This window comes from Orrella daihaiensis (assembly GCF_022811525.1).
GTDB lineage: Bacteria > Pseudomonadota > Gammaproteobacteria > Burkholderiales > Burkholderiaceae_B > Algicoccus > Algicoccus daihaiensis.
In genome coordinates this window covers 1,193,533-1,216,569 of the sequence record NZ_CP063982.1, presented here as the reverse complement: position 1 = coordinate 1,216,569, position 23,037 = coordinate 1,193,533, and the positions used below count along the sequence as shown (strand labels likewise).

Here is a 23,037-nt window from a genome sequence, read left to right as displayed (position 1 = left end):
CGCAGACCATTTGCTTCTTGGTGGATGGTCTGCGCTGAGATTACAGTCGCAATCATGAGAAAAAATCTTTAACCCGATCAGTCCAGGACTTGCTGTGCGGCGTGTGACGATGGCCACCCTCGCCTAACGACTTTTCAAATTGACGCAACAGATCCTTTTGTTCATCTGTTAACTTCACCGGTGTCTCGACCTGCACATGGCAGTACAAATCACCCGGATAACCGGCACGCACACCCTTGATACCTTTACCACGCAAACGGAAGGTCTTACCCGACTGAGTGCCATCAGGAATGGTGATCTCGGCCTTGCCACTTAACGTCGGCACCTGAATGTCGCCACCTAAGGCAGCGGTGGTGAATGGAATAGTCAACTCGCAATGCAAGTCGTCCCCATCACGCTGAAAAATCTTGTGTGGCTTGATATGGATCTCGACAAACAGATCACCGGGGGGGCCGCCATTAACGCCAGGCTCACCGTTGCCTGCCGAGCGGATTCGCATACCGTCATCAATACCTGCAGGAATCTTTACCTGTAGCGTCTTGTTTTTACGGACACGACCCACACCGTCGCAGGCCTTGCAAGGATCTGTGATCTCCTGTCCTGTGCCATGACAGGTCGGGCAGGTTTGCTGCACACTAAAGAAACCCTGTTGCATCCGAACCGCGCCTGCGCCACCGCACGTGCGGCACGTTGAGGGAGACGTGCCAGGTTTTGCGCCTGAGCCATGGCAGATTTCACAAGTCTCCCAGCTAGGCACACGAATCTCGGTCTCAAACCCATGAGCAGCTTGCTCTAGCGTGACGTCCATGGCGTATTTGAGATCTGCACCTCGATAAACCTGGGGACCGCCACCACCACGACGTGCACCACCGAAGATTTCCCCAAAAATGTCACCAAAGGCATCCGCGAACCCTGGCCCACCAGCGCCGCCACCCATGCCTGCGGCGTTAGGGTCTACACCCGCATGACCGAAACGATCGTAGGCTGCGCGCTTTTCCGGGTCGGACAGAACCTCATATGCCTCTTTGGCTGCTTTGAACTTGTCCTCGGCTTCTTTGCTGTCGGGGTTACGGTCAGGGTGCCATTTCATCGCGAGCTTGCGATAGGCTTTCTTGATCTCGTCATCCGAGGCGTTTTTAGCCACGCCGAGCACTTCGTAAAAATCTTTTTTTGCCATGGTTGTGATTCAAGGGTTATTCGTGACCGCGCCCGACAACCCAGTTTCGAGCTGTCGGGCGCTAAGCCAAAGGCCTAAGAGTTTATACCTAAGGTAATGCCTATTCACCGATCAGTCACGCTTGACTTCTTTAAAGTCGGCATCGACCACATCTTCATCGGCTGGCTTGGCTCCGGCATCTTGCCCTTGTCCGGCCGCCGCCTGAGCCTGCATATCGGCGTACATTTTCTCACCAAGCTTTTGCGAAGCCTTCGACAGCGCTTCAACCTTGCTGTCAAGTTCAGCCTTATCGGCGTCCTTTTTCAAAGCCTCTTCAAGCTCAGTGGCTGCCGTTTCGATAGCTTCTCTCTCGCTCGCCTCAATCTTGTCCCCGTGCTCAGCCAATGACTTACGGGTGGCGTGTACCAATGCATCCGCTGCATTCCGAGTTTGAGCAAGTTCTGCCAAACGATGATCTTCAGCCGCGTTTGCTTCAGCATCCTTGACCATGCGCTCGATCTCCTGCTCGGTCAGGCCGGAATTTGCCTTGATCGTGATCTTGTTTTCCTTGCCAGTGCCTTTGTCTTTGGCCGAGACGTGAACGATACCGTTGGCATCGATGTCAAACGTCACTTCAATCTGCGGCACTCCACGTGGAGCCGGCGGAATACCCTCAAGATTGAACTCGCCCAGCATCTTGTTGCCCGATGCGATTTCACGCTCGCCCTGGAACACCTTGATCGTGACCGCAGGCTGATTGTCGTCAGCTGTGGAGAAGGTCTGCGAGAATCGTGTCGGTATCGTCGTGTTCTTGGCGATCATCTTGGTCATGACACCACCAAGCGTTTCAATGCCAAGCGACAACGGCGTGACGTCCAACAACAACACGTCTTTGCGATCACCCGACAACACCGAGCCCTGGATCGCAGCACCGGCTGCCACTGCCTCGTCAGGGTTGACGTCCTTACGTGGATCACGACCGAAGAACTCTTTGACCTTTTCCTGCACCTTGGGCATACGGGTCATACCACCCACCAGGATCACGTCGTCAATGTCACCGACTTTAACGCCAGCGTCCTTGATCGCGGTGCGGCAAGGCTCAATGGTGCGCTCAATAAGATCCTCCACAAGCGACTCGAGCTTGGCACGCGTAATCTTCAGGTTCAAATGCTTGGGACCAGAAGCATCAGCCGTGATGTATGGCAAATTCAACTCGGTCTGCTGACTGGAAGACAATTCAATCTTGGCTTTCTCGGCAGCTTCTTTTAAGCGCTGCAAAGCCAGCACATCCTTGGACAGGTCAACACCCTGCTCTTTTTTGAACTCGGCAATCACGTAATCGATGATGCGCTGGTCAAAATCCTCACCACCCAAGAAGGTGTCACCATTAGTGGAGAGCACCTCGAACTGTTTCTCACCGTCAACATCTGCGATCTCAATAATCGAAATATCAAATGTGCCACCACCCAAGTCATACACTGCAATCTTGCGATCGCCACGATCTGACTTGTCCATACCGAAAGCCAAGGCGGCTGCCGTTGGTTCGTTAATGATGCGCTTGACATCGAGCCCGGCGATGCGACCTGCGTCTTTGGTAGCCTGACGCTGACTATCGTTAAAGTAAGCCGGAACCGTAATGACAGCTTCGGTCACGGGTTCGCCAAGATAGTCTTCGGCGGTTTTTTTCATCTTGCGAAGAATATCTGCCGATACCTGGGCAGGCGCCAACGGTTTGCCTTGAGCCTCAACCCAGGCATCGCCATTGTCAGCGGCCACGATCTTGTATGGCATCAGGTCAACATCTTTCTTGACAGCGTCCTCAGAAAACTTGCGACCAATCAGACGCTTGACAGCGTAAAGCGTGTTGGTGGGGTTGGTAACTGCCTGACGCTTGGCTGGCGCACCGACCAAGGTCTCGCCATCTTCCATGTAGGCCACGATCGAGGGCGTGGTGCGAGTACCCTCTGCGTTCTCAATAATTTTGGCCTTGCCACCCTCAACCACAGCAACACAGCTGTTGGTCGTGCCAAGGTCAATCCCGATAATTTTGCTCATGATCTTTACCTTTTTGTTTGTAACGTCCGCTTGGCGGTTTGCCCAACAGACCTTAAATTCAGTTGCAATTCAGATGTATTGAATATGGGGCTGTCCTGCTCAGTTTCAAGAGCTTCGCACAACATTGAAAAAATCACGTAACCCTTTGAATTAAATAGTCTTATAAAAAGACCAGTCAATTAGCTAGCCACCGTCACCAGTGCCGGTCGCAAAACCCGATCAGCAATCAGATAGCCTTTCTGTAGAACGGCGACCACCGTGTTGGCGTCCTGCTCGGCAGGCACGGTCGCGATAGCTTGATGGTGGTGAGGGTCAAATTTGTCACCGGCAGCGGGCGCAATTTCTTTCAAATGATTGCGTTCAAACGCAGACGCAAGCTGCTTTAACGTCGTTTCAATGCCGGCTCTCATGTCATCGGCACTTTGACCAGCCTGGGCTAACGCAGCTTCTAAACTATCTTTAACTGGCACCAGACCTTCTGCGAAGGATTCAATGCCAAACTTGCGCGCCTTGACCACCTCTTCCTGAGCTCTACGGCGCACATTCTCCATTTCAGCCTGCGCTCTAAGCAAATTGTCATAGTGCTCCTGAACACGCGCCTCAGCGTCAGCTAGCGCAGCTTGCAGTGCCTGTACTGGATCAGCTGGCTCGCCCGAGGTTTGTTCTTGCTCAGGGGTCTGATCCTGGGCCTGCCCCTGCGCTTGAGCACTGTCTTGGTTTACCTGCTGTGGTGTTTGCTCTTCAGGGCGTTCAGCGTCCGTCTTTTCGGTCATTGATTATGCTCCAACATGTTTTTAAGCCGATGCAAGAGCATATGGGGGTGCCTGGTAGAAATTCAAGTGAACGCAGGATAGAAAACCGAGCCAGCCAAGCCGTGCGATCTAGAGTGGGCTGCTTGTCTGGTAAGCAAATCTTATTCTGAGCGTCAATCCGGCCTGATTGGCCACCCGGAGAGCTCCCGTTGGACCATGTCGGTCAGCGCATCAAGCCAAGGCGCATCATCGTTTAAACATTCGATGTAATTAAAGCGTTCGCCACCGGCATTCATGAAGGTCTCTCGAACCTCGATACTGATTTCTTCCAATGTCTCCAGACAGTCCGCCACAAAACCTGGGCAAACCACATCTATGCGTGTGACCCCCGACTTGGCAAGGTTTTCCAGGGTGGGCTCGGTGTAGGGCTGCAGCCAAGCAGCCGGTCCGAATCGACTCTGGAACGTAACAAGGTATTCATCATCAGCCAAACCGAGCTTGGCCGCCAAAGCGGCTGCAGTCTCGTAACTGTCGCGACAGTATGGATCCCCCAGTTTGGTGCAACGCTGGGGCAAGCCATGGAAACTCATCACCAGCTTTTGTGGCTTGCCATGCTCAGCCCAGTGCGCACCAATCTTGTCAGCCAAGGGATTGATGTATAGCGGGTCGACATGAAAGCGTTTAACAAAGCGCATCGCAGGCTGGTCACGCAGATGCGAAGCCACGCGTGTCACTTCGTCAATGACAGTGGCCGTGGTGCTCGACGAGTACTGCGGGTAAAGCGGCAAAGTCAGGATGTACTCACAGCCTGCGTTGTGCAATTGCATCATCGCATGACGAATACTTGGCTTCCCGTAGCGCATGCCCACGGCGACTTCAACCTCTAGACCACGAGCTTTCAAACGCGCGCGCACGCCAGCAGCTTGGCGCTCGGTGTAGACCAGCAATGGCGAGCCACCCTCCATCCAAATGCCCTCATACCGGTGTACAAGCTTTTTAGGCCGGGCCAGCAGGATCGGACCATTCAAAATAGGCCACCAGACAAACTTGGGGATCTCGATGACCCGCGGGTCAGACAAAAACTCGCGCAAATAACGACGAATGGCCGGTGCAGTGGGTTCATCGGGCGTGCCCAAATTAACCAATAGCACACCCACCTTGCCAACCTTGAAAGGAGCTGGCCAGACTTTCAAACGAGTTGGTGCAGGTTCGGGCCAATAACGCCCACGTGGTTCAGGTGCTTCGGGTGCAGACAAAATAACCTCTCAATCCCATGAATTCACATTTTCTTGCTGATCGATGACTCAATACGCTTGACTACTGTCGTTCGCCACCGGTGGGGGTACCAACGTGACTTAAGGCATTGGACAATAACCTAGATGTAATGTCGACAATCGGAATAACCCTTTCATAAGCCATGCGCGTTGGTCCAATCACACCAAGCGTACCAACTACCTTGCCATTAACACCATACGGCGCTGTGACCACAGACAAATCCTCCATGGGTACTAACGACGAGTCGCCACCGATGTAGATTTGTACGCCCTGAGCCCGGCTAGAGGCATCTAGCAGCTGTAAAAGGTCGGTTTTTTTCTCGAACAGTGCGAACGTGCGACGCAGTCGCTGCATATCGGAGGCCAACTCGGTGATGTCAAGCAGGCGGGTTTCACCGGAGATAACCACGCTGTCTGACTCATCAGACGGCTGCGCACCGGCGTCCACGGCTGCCTGCATCAGGCGCGACATATCCTCGCGCAGACTTTCGAGCTCGCGCGCCAGGGCTTGGCGCACCTCAGAGAATGGCTTACCGGCAAAGTGCTGGTTAAAGAAGTTGCCGGCTTCGGTGAGTTCCGAACCGGTGTACTCGCGTGGCATAAACAAAATCCGGTTTTGCACATCCCCGTCCGGGGTGACGATGATGAGCAGAACCCGGTTATCCGACAGTTTGATGAATTCCACATGCTCAAATACCTGACTGCGCTTGGGCGTGAGCACCACGCCAGCGAACTGCGTCATATTTGACAACAAAGAAGCCGCTGCGGTCACTGCCCGGTTCGGGTCAGCGGTGGGCAATAAGCTCTTGATCTGCTCGGCTGGCAACAGCTCAAACGGCTGGGTCGCCAGAATACTGTCCACGAATAGCCGATATCCTTTAGGCGTGGGTACGCGGCCAGCCGATGTGTGGGGACTATGAATCAGACCGGCATCTTCAAGGTCGGCCATGACATTTCGAATGGTCGCGGGGGACAAGTCAAAGATCTTTGACAAGGTGCGCGACCCCACGGGCTGACCGTCGGCGATATACCGCTCGATCAACGCCTTTAGCAGAGACTGGGCACGATCATCCATGTTGCACTCGATTAAAGCTCATTCAAACCTATAATCAATCGGAAGATTAACTCACAAGTCGTCGCTTGCATGCATTTTGCCACTATCGCGCTCATCGGTCGCTACCAGGACTCGCAATTAGCGGATCACCTGCGATCGCTTGCGAGCCTCCTGCAAGCCGCCGGGCGGCGCGTTCTGGTCGAATCGGAAACCGCCCGGAACTCCGGGTTAACTGATCTGCCAGTTGCAAGCTACGATGAGATTGGACAAACGGCTGATCTGGCCATCGTGGTGGGTGGCGACGGAACCATGCTTGGTGCGGCTCGCCACCTTGCCCCCTGGGCAGTACCGCTGGCGGGCATCAACCATGGTCGACTCGGCTTTATCACCGATATCGCTTTGCAAGATGCTCATGCGGCACTGGCCGACCTGCTGCAGGGCAGATTCGACACCGAGGAGCGCCTGCTGCTGGCGGGCGAAGTGATCCGCGATGGCGTATCGCTCTACAGTGATACCGCGTTAAATGACGTCGTGGTTAATCGAGCCGGGCGCGGCAGCATGATTGAGCTTCGCATCGATATCGATGGCACCTACATGTACACCTTGCGGGCTGACGGCTTGATTATCGCCACACCCACGGGATCAACCGCCTACGCACTGTCAGCCTCTGGGCCGATCCTGTACCCGGGTATGCAAGCCATGGTCATCGTGCCCATCTCGCCACAAACGCTGTCAAACCGCCCTATCGTGTTACCTGACAATGGCACGCTGAGTCTGACGGTCATCGGTACCGGGCGCGCCGAACACGGCGTGAGCGTTCACTTTGACATGCAGACTTGGTCAAATGTGCAGCCCGGCGATCAGATCATTGTTAGACGGGCACCCAAGACCATTCGTTTCATTCATCCAAGCGGCTACAGCTTCTTTTCCACATTACGCAAGAAGCTCGATTGGAATCGCTTGCCTGCCACTGGCCACAACGCGGAGTAGCCACATGCTGCGTGAGTTAAGCGTTCGCGACTTCGTGATCGTCAAGACAGCTTGCTTGCGACTCGAACGTGGATTTCATGTGCTGACCGGTGAGACTGGCGCCGGCAAATCAATTCTGATCGATGCCCTGTCGTTAGTACTCGGCGCGCGGGCAACAAGTGATGTGGTGCGTCCAGGCGCTGAACGTGCGGACATCCACGCCATCATCGAGCCCACTGCCACGGTGATGCAATGGCTCAAAGCCAATGACCTCGATCAAAACGATGATGAATTGATTTTGCGGCGGGTCATTGATCAGCACGGCAAAAGTCGCGCATACATCAATGGCGCGCCGGTGACTGTGACGCAATTGCGAGAAATCGGTGAACAGGTTGTTGATATTCATGGCCAACATGCTCACCAGAGCCTGATGCGCGCCGAAGCACAACGAGACCTGTTGGATGAACACCTGCAGTTATCCGATCAGCGGGCAGCCATTCGTAACCAATGGAACGCTTGGCAAACGATCCGCCAAAAACTCGAACAAGCCACCCAAGGCGCCGCGAAAATAGCCGAACAACTCGAAGTGCTGAGTTGGCAGGTGAAAGAGCTTGAGCAACTAGCGCCCAAAGCGGGTGAGTGGCAACAAGTCAGTGAGGAGCATGCGCGACTCTCAAATGGACAGGCACTCATCGATGCCAGTGCCACGGCTTTGGCTGCGATCGATGATGATGAGGCCGGGGCGCAGCGCACCCTGGCGCGAGCAATCGACCAGATCAGGCATGCCGCCCGTCACGACGCTCGGCTTACTGATATTTTGCAGTCACTGGAGTCAGCTGACATCGCGCTATCTCAGGCGCGGTCGGATCTAAATCACTACGTTGACGATCTGGAGCTCGACCCACAGCGTTTGGCCGAGCTGGACCAACGCATGCAGGCATTATTCAGTGCCGCACGCAAATACCGCTGCGAACCCGAGCAGTTACCTGAAACCTTTGATCAGATCAAAGCAAAGCTGCACTCCATGACAGCCGATCAAGATCTTGCTGCCCTTCAGGCGCAAGCCTCGGCTGCGCAGGCCCAATACGAGACGCACGCCCAAGTGCTGCACCAGGCGCGAATCAAAGGTGCCAAGACACTCGCAAAAACCGTCACCCAAAAAATGCAATCGCTCGGTATGCCGGGCGGGCGATTCGTGATTGAAATCGAACCCTCAACGCCAAGTGCCCATGGTTCGGACCGCGTGACATTTCTGGTTTCTGGACATGAGGGGGTGGCACCGTCCTCATTGAGCAAGGTTGCCTCCGGCGGCGAGCTCTCACGCATCTCGCTGGCGTTATCCGTTGTAGCCAGTCAGGCCACGCATATCCCGACACTGGTGTTTGATGAGGTCGACAGCGGAGTCTCAGGGGCGGTTGCAGAGATGGTGGGCCGCTTGCTGAACCAACTAGGCGCCAATCATCAAGTCTTGTGCGTCACCCACTTACCCCAAGTAGCGGCCTGCGCACAGCATCATTTCAGAGTTGCCAAACTAAAGACCAAAGCAGACGGTGTGACCTCTTCAATCGATTTGCTCGATGACTCAGGTCGTATCGAGGCCATTGCCGAGTTGTTGGGTGGCGTAGATATCACCGACACCACGCGCTCACATGCCAAAGAGCTCTTGGCGAGCACCCGCGCCTAGTCTTAACGGCAACGCTAGGATTTACCCTGATCCTTTTGACAATCATGGCACATGCCGTAGAGCACCATAGCGTGGGTTTCTAGTTTAAAGCCGTGGTTTTCAGCAACCTTGTGCTGGCGACTCTCGATTTCCTCATCCCAAAACTCCTCGACCTTGCCACAATAGGTGCAAACGAGGTGGTCATGATGCTCGCCATCATTAAGCTCAAAAATCGCTTTGCCACCGTCAAATTGGCTGCGCATCAGGATGCCGGCCTGCTCGAACTGGGTCAGTACGCGATAAACAGTCGCTAGGCCAATCTCGACTTTCTCTTCCAACAAAAAGCGATACACGTCCTCAGCACTTAAATGCCTGACTGAGGAGCGCCTAAAGATGTCCAGTATCTTCAGACGCGGGAAGGTTGCCTTCAAGCCGGCAGACTTCAGGTCGTGTTGGTCGGTTTCTATTTCCACGAGCGCTCCAATTCAATGCGGTCAATCGACCTTTGCCCTATGATAGCGGTTTAGTGCAAAAACTAGCAAAGAGGTTTGATGTGCGCGTATCCCGTTTAAGTTATCGGGCGACTCTGGGAGCCACCGTGTTAGCGGTCACTGTGCTGGTGTCTGGCTGCAGCTCAAACCAATGGGGCTTTCCATACCGGGTTGGCGTTCAGCAGGGAAACTGGATAACCACAGACCAAGTAGGGTTACTGACCGAGGGCATGACCCGAGAGCAAGTGCGCTTTGCTTTAGGTTCGCCTACGCTGACCAGTGTTTTGCATGCGGATCGTTGGGACTACCCCTATTTTTACCGGGCACCAAATGGCCTGGTGGAAGAACGTAACTTTGCCGTGTTTTTCCGTAACGGATTGCTTGTAAGCTGGCAAGGTGACGAGCAACCGGAGGTACAGCCGTTCCAGATCGCCAAAGAAACCGTCGAACGCGAGAAAGACGAGCAAGCCGAGTTCACGCTCGAACGTGAGCGAGTGCAAGCTGCCACGGGCCAGATTGAATCTGAGCCTGGCATCGACTTCTCGACTATCACGGATGCCCCGCCGTCGACCGACCCAGGCGCATTGCCTGATGAACCCGATGCGGTGCCACAGGAATTGATGTAATCCGCTTGCTCATACAACCAATACCCAAAAACCTGACAGACAAACGACAGAAACAGATCAAGCCAATGAAACTTGCGATTGCCGGCGCCAGCGGAAAAATGGGGCGCATGTTAATTGAAACCTTGCTCAAGCAGCCGGACATGACGCTTGCCGTCGCGCTTGACCATGAGAGTAGCCAGGCACTCGGACAAGACGCCGGTGCGGCGCTCGGCATCAACACCGGCGTGACCATCACAAGCGACCTGGCTTCACTCTCCCAAGCCGATTGCCTGATCGACTTCACCCGCCCGGAGGGCACGCTCAAACACATCGAGGCTTGCGTTGCGCACAACACCAAGCTAGTCATCGGCACCACCGGATTTGACGCAGATGGCAAAGCCGCCATTGAGCGGGCAGCCCAGCGAATCGGGATCGTGTTTGCACCCAACATGAGCGTGGGGGTCAACGCCACGCTGAAACTGCTCGAGGTGGCGGCCAAGATTCTGAACAGTGGCTATGACGTCGAAATCTTTGAGGCTCATCATCGGCACAAAGTCGATGCCCCTTCAGGCACAGCATTAAAGATGGGCGAGGTCATCGCACAAGCCTGGGGTGAGTCACTTGATGACATCGCCACTTGGGCGCGTCACGGACACACGGGCGCTCGAGAGGACGGCAAAATCGGGTTTTCTGTGGTTCGCGGTGGCGACATTGTTGGCGACCACACTGCATTTTTTTGTGGCACGGGCGAGCGCATTGAAATCACCCATCGCTCAAGCAGTCGCGCCACCTACGCCGAGGGCAGTATGCGCGCTGCGCGCTTCTTAGGCGGCAAAGACCAAGGGCTATTCGACATGCAGGCTGTGCTCGGTCTCGATTGACGTCGGCTCACCAAAGTGAGGGCTCCATCTCAAGCGCCACTCCGAACTTTTGCATGACAGCGGCCTTGACCTCACTGGCAAGCTGCATAACATCATCAGCCGTTGCACCACCCTCGTTAACCAGCACAAGTGCCTGGCGATCATGCACCGCCATGGGCCCCACACGTTTGCCTTTGAAACCACATTGATCAATCAACCATCCGGCAGCGAGCTTGACGCTGGCGTTAGGCTGCGGATAGCTCACCAGGGTCGGATAACGCTGGACAAGGGCTTTTGCTTGCGCTTGGCTAATGACTGGGTTTTTGAAGAAACTTCCGACATTCGGTTTGACGGCTGGATCGGGCAATTTGGCCTGGCGCACCGCAACCACCCGATCAAAGACTTCTTGCGCACTAACAGTACCCAACTCGCGCTGCGTCAATTCCCACAGGTCTGGGTAATCAAGCACCGGCTGCCAGATCTTGGGCAACGCAAAGCGCACCGTCAGAACCATCCAATGCTTGCCCGCATCTGTCTTAAAAACACTGTCGCGATAGCCGAATTGACACTGCTCGACTGAAAGCCAGCGCCGACACCTGCCTTCAAAATCCCACACTTGAACGCCTTGGACTCTGTGCGCTAGCTCGACACCATAGGCACCAATGTTTTGTATGGGAGCCGCACCCACGGTGCCCGGTATCATCGCGAGGTTCTCCAGCCCAGGCCAGTCTTTACTCAACGAGGTCTTGACCCACTCATGCCAGTTCTCCCCGGCAGCCACATCAATCAACCAGTGCGCATCAGTCGCGCCCACTTGCTCAATGCCCCGACTGCGCATTAACACCACCGGCCTGTCTAACGTGGCTGGCAAGATCACATTGCTCGCGCCTCCGAGTATGGATAGCGACCCACATTGATCAAACAAAGCCTGCAGGCTATCAAGTTGACTGGCATCCTCATAAACGATTGCCTGCTTTGCCACGCATGGCAATGCCATGGTGTTGGGGACCGTCATTGGGCTTGTTATTGGGTTTGCATCGCTTGACATTAAGGTTTCATTTTTGTGCTAATATTCTGGTCTTCGCATAGTACTTGATCTGATTTTTCAGTCGATTTACCGAGCTGAATACGAGATAAAAGTGCTTTGACGAAAACTCTTGCGGGAATAGCTCAGTTGGTAGAGCGCAACCTTGCCAAGGTTGAGGTCGCGAGTTCGAGACTCGTTTCCCGCTCCAAATTTTAGGGGAAGCAAACGCTTCCCCTTCTAGTTTGCGGCGCAATGGCAGAGTGGTTATGCAGCGGACTGCAAATCCGTGTACGTCGGTTCGATTCCGGCTTGCGCCTCCACTGTGAGGTGTAAAAGCGTGATGAGTACATTGCTGCCCATAGCTTCCCATAACAACCTTCCTCACGCCCACCTCCTCACAACCTCCCCCTCGCGCCCTCACAGCGGTTGTCTTGTTTGCTAAGGTGCGCGCATGACAACCGACCGCCCTGAAAGCTCAGTGAACCAAGCAGCTGCCGGACAGACCAACGCGTCCGTGGCGCAGGTTCATACCATTACGCTCAAAATCTTTCTGAGTTTCGCGCTCGGCTACTTTTTGTCTTACGCCCTGCGTTCGGTCAATGCAACGATTGCACCACTGCTTGAAGCCGATCTTAACCTTGGCCCAGGCGCGCTAGGTTGGCTATCGTCGGCGTACTTTCTTTCCTTTGCATCTGTGCAATGGTACCTAGGCACCTGGCTCGACCGCTTTGGCTCACGCCGCACCGAATCCATGTTGTTGGGCACGGCAGCACTAGGCTCCGTGGTGATGGCATTAAGTGACACGCTAGTTGGTTTGTCAGCAGGCCGTATCCTGGTAGGTTTGGGCGTAGCCGCTTGCTTGATGGCACCCTATTCCTACTATCGCCGGGTGTTCGCCCCACAAAAGCAAGCCCAGCTTGCCATGTGGATGTTAATTGCCGGTACCTCAGGCGCGCTGGCGGCAACTCAACCGGCCTTGATACTGGCCGAGTGGCTCGGTTGGCGGGACATCTTTTTAATCACGGCAGGCCTATTGGCGTTCTCTGCTTTGGCGATTTTTTTATTTGTTCCGGACCATGATCTGGCTGCCACCGCACATGGCCAGAAACTTCAGAGCCATCCAGCCAAGGCGGCGACAGCCCTACCCATGACGCTGATGCAGTTGCTCAGACACCCGATTATGGTGCGCATCATTCCCACCACCATATTTTTTTCTGGTGGCTTTGTAGCCCTACAGTCGCTGTGGGTGGGTCCCTGGATGACCAATGTGCTGGGCTTATCCCTTAACGCAACCGGCAAGGCACTGCTGTATTTCAATGCGGCCTTGCTCGTTGCCTATCTGACCATGAGCGTCGTGAGTCCCAAACTTGAAGCCCGTGGCATCACGTTGGCTAGGCAAACCACGATCGGGTTTTGTTGGTTCGTTGGCTGCATGCTGCTGATTCTGATCTGGCAGAGCCCAACAGCATGGTGGGCCTGGCTAGTCATGGCGCCTGGCATACCGGCTGTAATTTTGATTCAGACTCAAACAGCGCTCATGTTCCCCAAAGCGATTGCCGGGCGCGTATTGACCACCTTTAATCTTGTGATGTTCGCAGGGGCATTTGCGGTGCAGTGGGGGGTGGGCTTATTGGCCGATCTGTTTGCTTTGATGGGCAGCGACCCGGCGCGCGCGCTTTGGCTCGCGTTTGCGGTGCTGCTTATTTTTCAGGTGATCAGCCTGTGGTGGTTTCTATCTCGCGACAAACCAATTTCTGTTGATACAGACCATGGATGATTCGGTCATTAATGCCATCAAACGCTGGCCAAATGTGCCAGCAGTCTTTGGCTGGCTATCGCTGACGGCGCGAGGTCAATGGCGCCTGCATCCAGATGGCAAAGCAGTCGAAGGTGGCATGGGTGAGTCCATTAGCAATCCGCAGATTCTGGGGTTTATCAATCGCAACTATGACCATGACGAGCTAGGACGGTGGTTTTTTCAGAACGGGCCACAGCGTGTCTATGTGCGCCTTGATGCCGCCCCCTGGATCGTATTCGCCGATGATAGTCAGGGCGAGCTCAGTACCCACACAGGACTGGCGATTCAGACAGTCACACAACTAGAGCTCGATGACAGCGGCAATCTGTACCTGAGCACCGAACATGGAGCGGGAATGCTCATCGATCGCGACCTGCCAAGATTTATCCAGAGCCTCAATACCGTTGACGGACAACCTCTGGAACAATGGTGGGCGCAAAGCCAGGGCGTTCAGACCACTTTGTCTGCCAACATCTGGCGAGCACTTGCTGATGGCGTTTCTGTTAATCGCATACAGGCTCAGTTTTCCTCAGATGTACAGCTTGGATTTGTGCGCAACCCAACTGCTGCCACATCATTGAGCAGCGCACCATGAAGATCAGCTGATTGCTCCAAGACCGATTAAACTAGGCCGATGGATAAACCCGCAGAATTTTTCTTTCCCGCACCGAGGCTTAGCAATTACTGCAGCCAATGCGGCACCAAAATCACGCGGCGCGTGCCGCCGGGCGACAACCGCACGCGTGATTTGTGCGAGCAGTGCGGCGCGATTCACTATCAAAACCCACGTGTTGTGGTCGGTACCCTGCCCGTTTGGGATAACAAGGTGCTGCTGTGCTTGCGTGCCATCGAGCCACGTGCCAACACGTGGACACTGCCTGCTGGCTTTATGGAACTGTCAGAGACCACTGGCCAGGGTGCCATGAGAGAAACCCGGGAAGAAGCCGGGGTTGAGGTCGAGCTTGGCACTCTCTATACTGTGATTGACGTCTCTACCGTTGACCAGATCCACGTTTACTTTCTGGCGCATGCGCGAGACGGGCAAGTCAATCCAGGACCAGAGAGCCTGGACGCGCGCTACTTTGCATTGGATGAAATCCCGTGGGAGAATCTGTCGTTTCGATCAGTTTCCACCACACTGAAGCACTACATCAGTGATCTGGCGCGCGGCCAATTTGAAACCCGTTATTACAGTCTGCCACCGTCATACTGAAGTAAAGCAACACATGGCTAGCGCACTGACCTGGGTGCACCCGGACACACCATTACCGCCAGCCGAGATGGCGCGATCAAACCCTCCAGGACTGGTTGCGGCGGGTATGGATTTGGGCATCGCCCGCTTAACCGAAGCCTATCGCAAAGGGATATTTCCGTGGTTTAGCGAAGGCGATCCCGTACTGTGGTGGAGTCCCGACCCGCGCATGGTATTGATGACTGATGAGCTTCACATCAGCAAGTCTCTAGGCAAAAAACTCAGACAAATCGAACACCTTCAAAACAACGGGCAGTTTGATGTGATCGTTACCACGGACCTGGCATTTGCGGCCGTGATCCATGGCTGTGCGACCCGTGGTCATCCGATTGGAGCCCAACTGGATGGGCAACCCGATAGTTCGACCTGGATTACCCCCGACATGAAGTCCGCCTATTGGCAGTGGCACCAAGCCGGTGATGTACACAGTATAGAAACCTGGGTCAACGGGCAGTTAGCGGGCGGTCTTTATGGCGTCTGTCTGGGGCGCATGTTTTTTGGGGAGTCCATGTTTACCAGGACTTCAAACGCATCGAAGATAGCACTGGTGCATCTGGTGCGTTTTCTGGAGCATCGCGGCGTGACAATGATCGACTGCCAGATGCAGACGGATCACCTGGCCTCGCTTGGGGCACGCTCGATTGATCGCGCCGAATTTTTAAGCCATATCCGTCAAGCAGTCGATGAACCCGGATTCGTCTGGCCGGCTGGCTGGATTGACAGCATCGGCCAATGCCACCAAGATTTACCCTCTGGCGTTGTGCTCAATCTCACTGATTTGTCGTTCTTCAGTTACGATGAATCACCATGAGTCAGATTCAAGAACTTCCCTTTGCGGCGATCCAGTTTTATGCCACCGCGAGCTACCGCTGTAGCTACCTGCCCACTGAGCAGGCGCGCTCACAGGTAGCAGCGCCTGGCCATCTGATTCATGCGGAGAACTATTCAGGTCTGGTTGAACAGGGATTTCGACGCAGTGGGCTATTTACCTATCGCCCCCACTGCGATCAATGCAAAGCGTGCATTCCTGTGCGAGTCGATTGCCAGGCCTTTGTGCCCAACCGCAGCCAGAAGCGAGCCTACAAAGCCCACCAACACTTACGCGCACACACAATCGCGCTGGGCTGGTCAGAAGAACACTTTGACTTGTACAGCCGCTACCAAACCGCGCGCCATCCCGGTGGCGGGATGGACGAAGATAGTCGCGCGCAATATAGCCAGTTTCTGCTGGCTAGCCGGGTGAATTCTCGTCTGGTTGAGTTTCGTGACGAGCATGGCTCGCTCTACATGGTTTCTATCATCGACATCCTGAACGAAGGCCTCTCATCGGTTTATACGTTCTATGATCCTGCGGCCACTGGCAGTCTTGGCACTTACGGGATCCTGTGGCAAATTCTGCAATGTCGTCAAATGGGCCTGCCATGGCTATATCTGGGCTACTGGATCAAGCAAAGCCCCAAGATGCGCTATAAGTCCAACTTCAAGCCAGCACAATGTTTGATCGATGGGCGCTGGCGACCACTGACTGACGAACTCGAATCAAATCCTTAAATGAACACCCTGTTTCAAACCTACGGGTTAGCTAAAAAATTTCTGTTTGCGATGGAGCCGGAGGCAGCCCATGAAGCAACCATGCGGGCTCTGCAATCGGCGTATGACTGCAAACTCACTCGAGGCCTGGCCCATGACCTGCCAAGCGCACCAACGCGCTTGATGGGGCTGACACTTAAGAACCCTGTGGGGTTGGCCGCTGGCCTGGATAAAGATGGTGCGCACATCGATGCATTGGGTAACCTGGGATTTGGCTTTATCGAGGTAGGCACGGTTACGCCAAGAGCCCAGCCGGGCAACCCCAAGCCAAGAATGTTTCGCATACCGCAAGCACAAGCACTCATTAACCGCATGGGTTTTAACAACCAGGGTCTTGATGTCTTCATTCAGAACGTCAAACGCAGCCAGTACCGACAAAACGGTGGCATTCTGGGTCTAAACATCGGTAAAAACGCGGACACACCGATTGAACAAGCCGCCCAGGACTATCTGACTGGCTTGGAGGGTGTCTACCCACATGCCGACTACGTCACAGTCAACATCTCATCACCAAACACCAAAAATTTGCGTGACCTGCAATCTGCTGATGCATTGGACCAACTGCTTGGTGCGATTGCGCACAAGCGCAAGGAGCTGGCGCAGCAACATACAAAGCACGTACCCATCGTTCTAAAAATAGCCCCCGACGTTGACTCAGAACAAATTGCAACTATCACCGAGGCACTGACTCGCCATCAAATGGATGGGGTTATTGCCACTAACACCACCATCTCACGCGACAAGGTTCAAGGCTTGCCGCACGCACAAGAGGTCGGTGGCCTCTCAGGTGCGCCAGTGCACGAGCTCTCGCTTAAGGTCATTGCGCAACTCAGGCAAAGGCTTGGGCCGTCCTATCCCATCATTGGCGTGGGCGGCATTGTGTCGGGCAAAGAGGCTCAGGAAAAAATCGATGCCGGTGCCAATGCAGTGCAGATTTACACCGGCCTAATCTATCGCGGACCTGCTTTGATTGCCGAATGCGTCAAAGCGATTGCCAATGGCTGACAACAAAAACGCCACCTAGATTGGGTGGCGTTTTTATTGTGGCTAGCGAACTAGCCACGTCAGCAACAGTGCCGATTAGGCAGCGCGGCGACGGCCAGCAGCCTTGGTTGCCGTGTTAGCAGCCTCGGTTGCAGCTTTGAAAGCCTGGGCGCTAGCGGCCTGCAGGTTCTTCTCAGCAGCTTCAGCAGCTTGCTTGGCAGCCTTGGTCATGCTTTCGTAGGCAGCGTTAGCCTGAGCCAACGATGACTTGAGCATGGCAACGGTACCTTCGGCGCCCGAAGGAGCGTTACGAGAAAACTGCTCGACAAGCTCAGCCAACTGCTTCTGGCTCTCAGCCATCTTGCCTTCGGTCAACTTGGCCAAGTCAGCCTGAACGCCAGCAACGATGTCATAAACATGCTTGCCGTAGGCAGCAGCTTTCTCAGCGGTGGGCTGAACGAGCGAGGAGCTCATGGCGACAACTTCCTGGGCATCTTTTACGCCCATGGCTTCGTGCGTCTTTTGTGACACTTCGTCCATGGTAGCTTTCATGACTTTCAGGTTCAGGTCAACAAGCTTCTCAAAGCCGTTGAACATGCTGCCTTGAACAGCCATCATGGCGTCCAGAGCGGCTTTTTGGGTTTCCATCATTTCTTTAGGCATCGTGTTCATTTCAATCTCCTATCAGGGGGGTATTTGTTGCGCTGCACAATTGAAATTTAACCCGTCAAATATAGGGTGTCAATAGTTTTTGTGAATTTTTTTGTGCGTCGCACAAAAGCAACAAATTATCAGGAGACCCTCTCCTGCAAGACCCTATGCCGACCTAGCTACTTCTGCCGGGCTCGTAACCCAACGCACCAGAAATCGTACGCGCCGTCTCAACTAACTGCTGCACCCAGCCGTCTTGCAGCCGTTCGGCCGGCGCCGAAATCGACAACCCCGCCACCAAACGGCCGGTGTCGTCGCGAATCCCGGCGGCGATACATCGCACTCCCATCTCGAGCTCTTCGTTGTCGCGGGCATAACCCAAACGACGCACCAAGGCCAATTCGCGATCCAGCGCATCAAAGTTGGTGATGCTATTGCGGGTGGTGCCAGCCAAGCCCGTTCGTGTGACATAAGCTCTAACTTGCCTCGGATCGGCCACTGACAGAAACAGCTTACCGGTCGATGTCAAATGCAAAGGTGCCCGCCCGCCAATCGCACGAACCACCTGCATGCCCGAACGCTCACTCCAGGCGCGATCGACATACACAATCTCATCGCCTTGCTGAATCGAGAGGTTGACAGTCTGGCCGGTGAGTTTATGCAAAGCCTGCATGGCATCCAACGCCGCTTCACGCACATTTAAGCGCCCACGCACCAATGACCCAAGCTCGAGCAACCGCATGCCTAATTGATAGACGCCGTTATCAACACGATCGACATAGCGAGCAATCACCAGATCATTCAGGATCCGATGCGCCGTTGAAGGATGCAGACCGGTCGTGGCCGCCAAAGCTTTTAAGGAGACGGGCTCACGCTCACTGGCCAAGGCATCGAGCAAGCGGGTAGCACGCTCGATGACCTGTATGGTCATGCTGCCGGCGTCTTGATTATCTCTGGCTGTGCGCTCAGCGGATGGATCGTTGATTCTGGGCATTTGGGCATCTCTTATCTACTCGAGAGCACCACAAAATTGCGGCACTGCAACAAACTTAATGCCATATTATGAAATTTCGCTTCGCAATGCAACTATTCAATGCGACCACCGTTGCGTGAGACAGGTGCCTCGAGCTTGGCGCCAAGCCCCTTAGCCTGCTCACGCAAGAACGCCAGGGCGACTGGCAAATCCTCAGTCGGGCCCTTCACACCCAACTCGATATGCGGCGATTGTCCATCTTCGCCGACCGATGGCAGGCTAAAGGCCCGCACACCCGGCCAACGCTCCTGCACTGCCACCAAGGCCGGTGTAATTCGAGCTTCGGGCACACCGTAAGACACAAATGACATCTCATCGTGCAGCACCGGATGATGAAAGTCGGCGTATCGGGTGTCTAGCGTTTGCTCAAGCATCGGCCACGCCATCACCGGAAATCCTGGCACAAAGGTATGCCGACGAATGTAAAAACCCGGGATTCGATTAAAGGGGTTCGGCACGATGTCGGCACCCACTGGGTAGACCCCCATCTGCAAGCGTTGCTGATTCTCTGGCACCGACATATCGGCTGTGCCCTGCCCTTTGGCCGCCATCTCCGCACACCGCAGTGTGATCTCGCGCTCGGCCTCGGGATGCAAGGCTAACGGCAGGCCCAAGGCCGCCGCGGCTGCCTGACGCGTATGGTCATCCGGTGTGGCACCGATGCCACCGCAGCACAGTACCTCGTCACCGCTGGCAAAAGTTTGCGCCAGCGCATTGGTCAAGATCTCGCGATCATCGGGCACCACACGCATCCACGACAATTGCAAGCCACGGGCTGCAAGTAACTCGATGACTTTCGGAAAATGTTTATCCTGGCGCCGCCCCGACAAGATTTCGTCGCCCACTACCACCAGCCCAAAACGAGGTGTGGCTTTATCTGCATCAGTCATGCTCAATTAATCCAATCAAAAACAAAAATAAGACACCAGGTTGTTGCAACACCGTGATCACCAAGTCAATGGTGACGCGAACTACCGCAGATCATGTCACCTGAACCGTTGGATGGCGCCGCAATTGGCGCAAGGCCTCAAAACTAAAGTGCGCATACACCAACCCGGAAAACACCGGCAAAAACACCCAGGCGGGTGGAATCAGATTTAACAAAGCACACACAAACCCCAGCACCCAGTATCCCGAACTGCGCTCACGCCACAACAACTGCCGTTCATCCGGATCGGCGTAGTCAACGACCGCATCCACGCGCATCATGCGATTAAATGCAAACGTCCACCAAAACAGCGAGAGCACCAGACCCAATGGTGGAATCAACCACAACGGCAAGGTAATGACCCAACCAAGCACAAACAACAGGGACACCCAAATGGCATTCCAGACACTGATCACCGTGGCGTGCTTGCCACGTGCCTGCACATCCGGGTAGTCGCGCTTGCCCACGTGCGCCAGCACCAGCGGCATAATCCAGACCGCAGCCACGGCCAAGCCGCCTATGCCGGCCAGGGGCAGCAAAATAAACACCGCGGCAATCGGAATCAGCCAGGCTTTGAGCGCTAAAAATGCCGTGCTACCAATTACCGGGTCCACCATGCCTGGCACCGCCGACTCCGTGAGCTCAGCATTTAACCATTCGGTCAGCGGCGTCCATCCTAGCCACAACAACAGAATGGTCAGGAGCATGATCACAATAAAGGGCATGAACAACGCAAAAATCATGCGCGGGTGCATTTGTGATCTCACAGCCCGCCAGAACGCCTGACTGACGTCGCGCCCGAGCATGCCACGGGCTGAGGCCTGAGTTTGGTGAGGTCGCAGTTGTTTCATACGCTAACGCTTAAGGTCTATCAGACCATTACCATATACAAGTCGATGTTAAACCTCGCTATCATAGACCGATAGAATTCATATCCGAGCCATTGGCTCATATTCCATCGACCATCATGCCGAAAGCGACCGTCACCCTACCCAACACAGATCAGGTTAAAGCACGCCTGAATGAACCAGTCCAGTTGCTAGTGGTCTGTTATTGCGCGGCATGGTGCGACACTTGCACGTTGTACCGTGACCGCTTCGAAACCCTGGCGGCGCAGCACCCGGCACATGCCTTTGTGTGGATTGACATTGAAGATCACCCCGAATTGCTGGGTGATGAGGACATAGAGAACTTCCCAACGCTCATGATTGAGCGCGCCGGCAAGGTGCTGTTTTTTGGGACGATGCTGCCACACATACAGCAGCTTGAGCGTTTGATTCAGACCTTGGCCAATGATCCAGCCGCAGCGGCACAATCGACTGGCCTGCCGGATGTGCGTGCCATGCTTGCCAAGACCTAGTTACCGACAGGCTCGCCTGAATTCGCCGTGTCTTTATCAACCGGCTTGGGCGCGGCCCCGAGCAACACGCCAAGCCCTGCCTTGCGATTCGGTGCGGTGGGTTTGACAGCGGCTGGTTTAGACGGAGCACTTGCCGAGGGTTCGTAGGGCTTTAGAAAAAATTCATCGATCACAGGCTTTGGCGGCTCGACATACGCCTTACCACGACCACGGCCGCGATCATGGGCTGGTAAGGATCTAGCGCTTGATCCGCGAGAAGAATCCAGATCACGCTTAGGCACCATCAACTGCCCGCGCTCAATCGGACGCTTGATCAGCTTTTCTACTTCGATCAGGAGCTTTTCCTGCGCTGGGGTGTAAAGTGAAATCGCATCACCCGAGGCACCCGCACGACCCGTGCGCCCGATCCGATGCACGTAGTCTTCAGCGCTATACGGCAGGTCATAGTTAATGACGCACGGCACACCGGCCACGTCGAGTCCACGGGCAGCCACGTCGGTCGCCACCAGCACCTCCAACTCACCGGCTTTAAACGCATCCAATGCCTTCATGCGATCAGCTTGTGATTTGTCACCGTGTATCGACTCAGCCTTTACACCGTCACGCTCTAGTTGTCTCGCCAGCCGGGATGTGCCGATTTTGGTGTTGGAAAACACAATCACTTGATTCAAACCTTTGGACTTCACCAGATGCACCACGGCTGCGCGCTTGTCTTCTTCAGCCACCGGATAGGCAATTTGCGTGACCGTGTCGGCCGTGGCGTTGCGTTTGGCAACTTCCAATTCAACCGGGGTCTTTTGATAGGTGCGTGCGAGCTTTCTGATCTCGGCGCTAAACGTCGCTGAAAACAGTAGAGTCTGACGCTGCGCAGGTAAGGCACGAATAATTCGGTCTAAGTCAGGCAAAAATCCCATGTCCAGCATGCGATCAGCCTCATCGAGTACCAAAATACCGACCTGCGACAAGTTCACGGTGTTTTGTGAAAGGTGATCCAACAAACGGCCCGGCGTGGCAATCAAGACCTCACAGCCCTGGCGCAACGCATCCTTTTGCGGGCCAATGTCCACACCACCAAATACCACCGCACTGCGTAAAGGGGTGTAGAGACTGTAGCGCTTAACACTCTCAAACACCTGATCAGCGAGTTCTCGAGTGGGGGTCAGGATTAGGGCTCTGACTGGATGACGAGCTGGCGATGCACTGGCATTGGCCAATGGCATCAATCGGTGCAAAATCGGCAAAGTGAACGCCGCGGTCTTTCCGGTGCCAGTTTGGGCAGCGCCCATCACATCTCGACCCGCCATCACCTCGGGCAGCGCTTGCGCCTGGATCGGCGTGGGCACCGTGTAGCCGGTTTGTTTAACCGCCTGAAGAATCAGGCTGTGTAAGCCAATCTCATCAAAGCTTGGCGAAGGGGACTGTACAGCAGGTGCCGCAACTGCGGCATCAACTGCCTGGGGTATATCGCTATCTGTCATAAGGTTCCGATCTAACTGAAAGCTCAGTGTACTGCAACTATCGGGAAAACCATTAGA

The 23,037-nt window shown here is 54.8% G+C and carries 23 protein-coding genes and 2 tRNA genes; 13 read left to right on the top strand and 12 right to left on the bottom strand.

The window, feature by feature from the left end; all coding sequences use genetic code 11:
- Nucleotides 1-52: 52 nt before the first annotated feature.
- From dnaJ to hrcA, 5 genes are all read right to left on the bottom strand, one after another.
- On the bottom strand, nt 53-1,177 hold the full coding sequence (gene dnaJ / locus DHf2319_RS05635) for a molecular chaperone DnaJ (RefSeq protein WP_243479826.1): 1,125 nt from the start codon (nt 1,175-1,177) through the stop codon (nt 53-55).
- Nucleotides 1,178-1,288: 111 nt separating this feature from the next.
- Nucleotides 1,289-3,211: a molecular chaperone DnaK gene (gene dnaK, locus DHf2319_RS05630; protein WP_243479825.1), complete on the bottom strand. Its 1,923-nt coding sequence runs from the start codon at nt 3,209-3,211 to the stop codon at nt 1,289-1,291.
- Between the two features lie 179 nt (nt 3,212-3,390).
- Nucleotides 3,391-3,984 carry a nucleotide exchange factor GrpE gene (gene grpE, locus DHf2319_RS05625; protein WP_243479824.1) on the bottom strand — a complete coding sequence of 198 codons (594 nt, stop codon included), beginning with the start codon at nt 3,982-3,984 and terminating at the stop codon, nt 3,391-3,393.
- A gap of 152 nt (nt 3,985-4,136) precedes the next feature.
- Nucleotides 4,137-5,219, bottom strand: coding sequence for a ferrochelatase (gene hemH, locus DHf2319_RS05620; RefSeq protein ID WP_369810227.1), 1,083 nt, complete (start codon nt 5,217-5,219; stop codon nt 4,137-4,139).
- 61 nt (nt 5,220-5,280) lie between these two features.
- The gene (gene hrcA / locus DHf2319_RS05615) at nt 5,281-6,312 is read right to left on the bottom strand and encodes a heat-inducible transcriptional repressor HrcA (protein ID WP_243479823.1); all 1,032 of its coding nucleotides are present in this window, start codon (nt 6,310-6,312) and stop codon (nt 5,281-5,283) included.
- A 69-nt stretch (nt 6,313-6,381) separates the two neighbouring features.
- Between hrcA and DHf2319_RS05610 the strand changes: the two genes are divergently transcribed.
- Together DHf2319_RS05610 and recN are read left to right on the top strand one after the other, a co-directional pair.
- Nucleotides 6,382-7,281: an NAD kinase gene (locus DHf2319_RS05610; RefSeq protein ID WP_243479822.1), complete on the top strand. Its 900-nt coding sequence runs from the start codon at nt 6,382-6,384 to the stop codon at nt 7,279-7,281.
- Between the two features lie 4 nt (nt 7,282-7,285).
- On the top strand, nt 7,286-8,944 hold the full coding sequence (recN, locus tag DHf2319_RS05605) for a DNA repair protein RecN (RefSeq protein WP_243479821.1): 1,659 nt from the start codon (nt 7,286-7,288) through the stop codon (nt 8,942-8,944).
- Between the two features lie 14 nt (nt 8,945-8,958).
- Here the strand turns inward: recN and fur are convergent, their stop codons facing one another.
- The gene (fur, locus tag DHf2319_RS05600; protein ID WP_243480023.1) at nt 8,959-9,390 is read right to left on the bottom strand and encodes a ferric iron uptake transcriptional regulator; all 432 of its coding nucleotides are present in this window, start codon (nt 9,388-9,390) and stop codon (nt 8,959-8,961) included.
- Nucleotides 9,391-9,476: 86 nt separating this feature from the next.
- Here fur and DHf2319_RS05595 point away from each other — a divergent pair, with 86 nt between their 5' ends.
- On the top strand, nt 9,477-10,040 hold the full coding sequence (locus DHf2319_RS05595) for an outer membrane protein assembly factor BamE (protein WP_243479820.1): 564 nt from the start codon (nt 9,477-9,479) through the stop codon (nt 10,038-10,040).
- 65 nt (nt 10,041-10,105) lie between these two features.
- Nucleotides 10,106-10,900: a 4-hydroxy-tetrahydrodipicolinate reductase gene (dapB, locus tag DHf2319_RS05590; protein WP_243479819.1), complete on the top strand. Its 795-nt coding sequence runs from the start codon at nt 10,106-10,108 to the stop codon at nt 10,898-10,900.
- Nucleotides 10,901-10,907: 7 nt separating this feature from the next.
- On the opposite strand, the gene murB is transcribed toward dapB, so the two are convergent.
- The gene (gene murB, locus DHf2319_RS05585) at nt 10,908-11,894 is read right to left on the bottom strand and encodes a UDP-N-acetylmuramate dehydrogenase (RefSeq protein ID WP_243479818.1); all 987 of its coding nucleotides are present in this window, start codon (nt 11,892-11,894) and stop codon (nt 10,908-10,910) included.
- A gap of 144 nt (nt 11,895-12,038) precedes the next feature.
- Here murB and DHf2319_RS05580 point away from each other — a divergent pair.
- The 8 genes from DHf2319_RS05580 to DHf2319_RS05545 all read left to right on the top strand — a co-directional run bounded on the left by DHf2319_RS05580 (nt 12,039) and on the right by DHf2319_RS05545 (nt 17,551).
- A tRNA-Gly gene (locus DHf2319_RS05580) sits at nt 12,039-12,114 on the top strand.
- 38 nt (nt 12,115-12,152) lie between these two features.
- Nucleotides 12,153-12,226 (top strand) — tRNA-Cys (locus DHf2319_RS05575).
- 131 nt (nt 12,227-12,357) lie between these two features.
- Nucleotides 12,358-13,683, top strand: a complete 1,326-nt coding sequence (locus DHf2319_RS05570) for an MFS transporter (RefSeq protein WP_243479817.1) — start codon at nt 12,358-12,360, stop codon at nt 13,681-13,683.
- Nucleotides 13,676-14,299, top strand: coding sequence for a DUF2946 family protein (locus DHf2319_RS05565; RefSeq protein WP_243479816.1), 624 nt, complete (start codon nt 13,676-13,678; stop codon nt 14,297-14,299). Before DHf2319_RS05570 ends, DHf2319_RS05565 begins: the two co-directional genes overlap by 8 nt.
- A 39-nt stretch (nt 14,300-14,338) precedes the next feature.
- Nucleotides 14,339-14,917 (top strand): NUDIX hydrolase, encoded by a 579-nt coding sequence (locus DHf2319_RS05560; protein ID WP_243479815.1) that lies wholly within the window; start codon nt 14,339-14,341, stop codon nt 14,915-14,917.
- A 13-nt stretch (nt 14,918-14,930) separates the two neighbouring features.
- Nucleotides 14,931-15,767 (top strand): leucyl/phenylalanyl-tRNA--protein transferase, encoded by an 837-nt coding sequence (gene aat, locus DHf2319_RS05555; protein WP_243479814.1) that lies wholly within the window; start codon nt 14,931-14,933, stop codon nt 15,765-15,767.
- Complete coding sequence (locus DHf2319_RS05550; RefSeq protein ID WP_243479813.1) at nt 15,764-16,507, top strand: arginyltransferase; 744 nt, start codon at nt 15,764-15,766, stop codon at nt 16,505-16,507. Before aat ends, DHf2319_RS05550 begins: the two co-directional genes overlap by 4 nt.
- On the top strand, nt 16,508-17,551 hold the full coding sequence (locus DHf2319_RS05545; protein WP_243479812.1) for a quinone-dependent dihydroorotate dehydrogenase: 1,044 nt from the start codon (nt 16,508-16,510) through the stop codon (nt 17,549-17,551).
- 75 nt (nt 17,552-17,626) lie between these two features.
- Here the strand turns inward: DHf2319_RS05545 and phaP are convergent, their stop codons facing one another.
- From phaP to DHf2319_RS05525, 4 genes are all read right to left on the bottom strand, one after another.
- Nucleotides 17,627-18,202, bottom strand: coding sequence for a TIGR01841 family phasin (gene phaP, locus DHf2319_RS05540; RefSeq protein WP_243479811.1), 576 nt, complete (start codon nt 18,200-18,202; stop codon nt 17,627-17,629).
- Between the two features lie 154 nt (nt 18,203-18,356).
- Entirely contained in the window at nt 18,357-19,112 is a 756-nt protein-coding gene (locus DHf2319_RS05535; protein ID WP_243480022.1) for an IclR family transcriptional regulator, read from the bottom strand.
- A gap of 155 nt (nt 19,113-19,267) precedes the next feature.
- The gene (locus tag DHf2319_RS05530; RefSeq protein ID WP_243479810.1) at nt 19,268-20,104 is read right to left on the bottom strand and encodes a competence/damage-inducible protein A; all 837 of its coding nucleotides are present in this window, start codon (nt 20,102-20,104) and stop codon (nt 19,268-19,270) included.
- A gap of 91 nt (nt 20,105-20,195) precedes the next feature.
- Nucleotides 20,196-20,993, bottom strand: coding sequence for an EI24 domain-containing protein (locus tag DHf2319_RS05525; RefSeq protein ID WP_243479809.1), 798 nt, complete (start codon nt 20,991-20,993; stop codon nt 20,196-20,198).
- A gap of 116 nt (nt 20,994-21,109) precedes the next feature.
- On the opposite strand from DHf2319_RS05525, the gene DHf2319_RS05520 reads away from it, so the two are divergent.
- Complete coding sequence (locus DHf2319_RS05520; RefSeq protein ID WP_243479808.1) at nt 21,110-21,502, top strand: thioredoxin family protein; 393 nt, start codon at nt 21,110-21,112, stop codon at nt 21,500-21,502.
- Here the strand turns inward: DHf2319_RS05520 and DHf2319_RS05515 are convergent.
- Nucleotides 21,499-22,980: a DEAD/DEAH box helicase gene (locus tag DHf2319_RS05515; protein WP_243479807.1), complete on the bottom strand. Its 1,482-nt coding sequence runs from the start codon at nt 22,978-22,980 to the stop codon at nt 21,499-21,501. The two genes, DHf2319_RS05520 and DHf2319_RS05515, sit on opposite strands and share 4 nt — an antisense overlap.
- Nucleotides 22,981-23,037 lie beyond the last annotated feature (57 nt).

Coding starts and splice junctions, on each gene's coding strand:
- dnaJ (WP_243479826.1), bottom strand. CDS start 1,177: ATGGCAAAAAAAGATTTTTACGAAGTGCTCGGCGTGGCTAAAAACGCC.
- dnaK (WP_243479825.1), bottom strand. CDS start 3,211: ATGAGCAAAATTATCGGGATTGACCTTGGCACGACCAACAGCTGTGTT.
- grpE (WP_243479824.1), bottom strand. CDS start 3,984: ATGACCGAAAAGACGGACGCTGAACGCCCTGAAGAGCAAACACCACAG.
- hrcA (WP_243479823.1), bottom strand. CDS start 6,312: ATGGATGATCGTGCCCAGTCTCTGCTAAAGGCGTTGATCGAGCGGTAT.
- DHf2319_RS05610 (WP_243479822.1), top strand. CDS start 6,382: ATGCATTTTGCCACTATCGCGCTCATCGGTCGCTACCAGGACTCGCAA.
- recN (WP_243479821.1), top strand. CDS start 7,286: ATGCTGCGTGAGTTAAGCGTTCGCGACTTCGTGATCGTCAAGACAGCT.
- dapB (WP_243479819.1), top strand. CDS start 10,106: ATGAAACTTGCGATTGCCGGCGCCAGCGGAAAAATGGGGCGCATGTTA.
- murB (WP_243479818.1), bottom strand. CDS start 11,894: ATGACGGTCCCCAACACCATGGCATTGCCATGCGTGGCAAAGCAGGCA.
- DHf2319_RS05570 (WP_243479817.1), top strand. CDS start 12,358: ATGACAACCGACCGCCCTGAAAGCTCAGTGAACCAAGCAGCTGCCGGA.
- DHf2319_RS05565 (WP_243479816.1), top strand. CDS start 13,676: ATGGATGATTCGGTCATTAATGCCATCAAACGCTGGCCAAATGTGCCA.
- DHf2319_RS05560 (WP_243479815.1), top strand. CDS start 14,339: ATGGATAAACCCGCAGAATTTTTCTTTCCCGCACCGAGGCTTAGCAAT.
- aat (WP_243479814.1), top strand. CDS start 14,931: ATGGCTAGCGCACTGACCTGGGTGCACCCGGACACACCATTACCGCCA.
- DHf2319_RS05550 (WP_243479813.1), top strand. CDS start 15,764: ATGAGTCAGATTCAAGAACTTCCCTTTGCGGCGATCCAGTTTTATGCC.
- DHf2319_RS05545 (WP_243479812.1), top strand. CDS start 16,508: ATGAACACCCTGTTTCAAACCTACGGGTTAGCTAAAAAATTTCTGTTT.
- phaP (WP_243479811.1), bottom strand. CDS start 18,202: ATGAACACGATGCCTAAAGAAATGATGGAAACCCAAAAAGCCGCTCTG.
- DHf2319_RS05535 (WP_243480022.1), bottom strand. CDS start 19,112: ATGACCATACAGGTCATCGAGCGTGCTACCCGCTTGCTCGATGCCTTG.
- DHf2319_RS05530 (WP_243479810.1), bottom strand. CDS start 20,104: ATGACTGATGCAGATAAAGCCACACCTCGTTTTGGGCTGGTGGTAGTG.
- DHf2319_RS05525 (WP_243479809.1), bottom strand. CDS start 20,993: ATGAAACAACTGCGACCTCACCAAACTCAGGCCTCAGCCCGTGGCATG.
- DHf2319_RS05520 (WP_243479808.1), top strand. CDS start 21,110: ATGCCGAAAGCGACCGTCACCCTACCCAACACAGATCAGGTTAAAGCA.
- DHf2319_RS05515 (WP_243479807.1), bottom strand. CDS start 22,980: ATGACAGATAGCGATATACCCCAGGCAGTTGATGCCGCAGTTGCGGCA.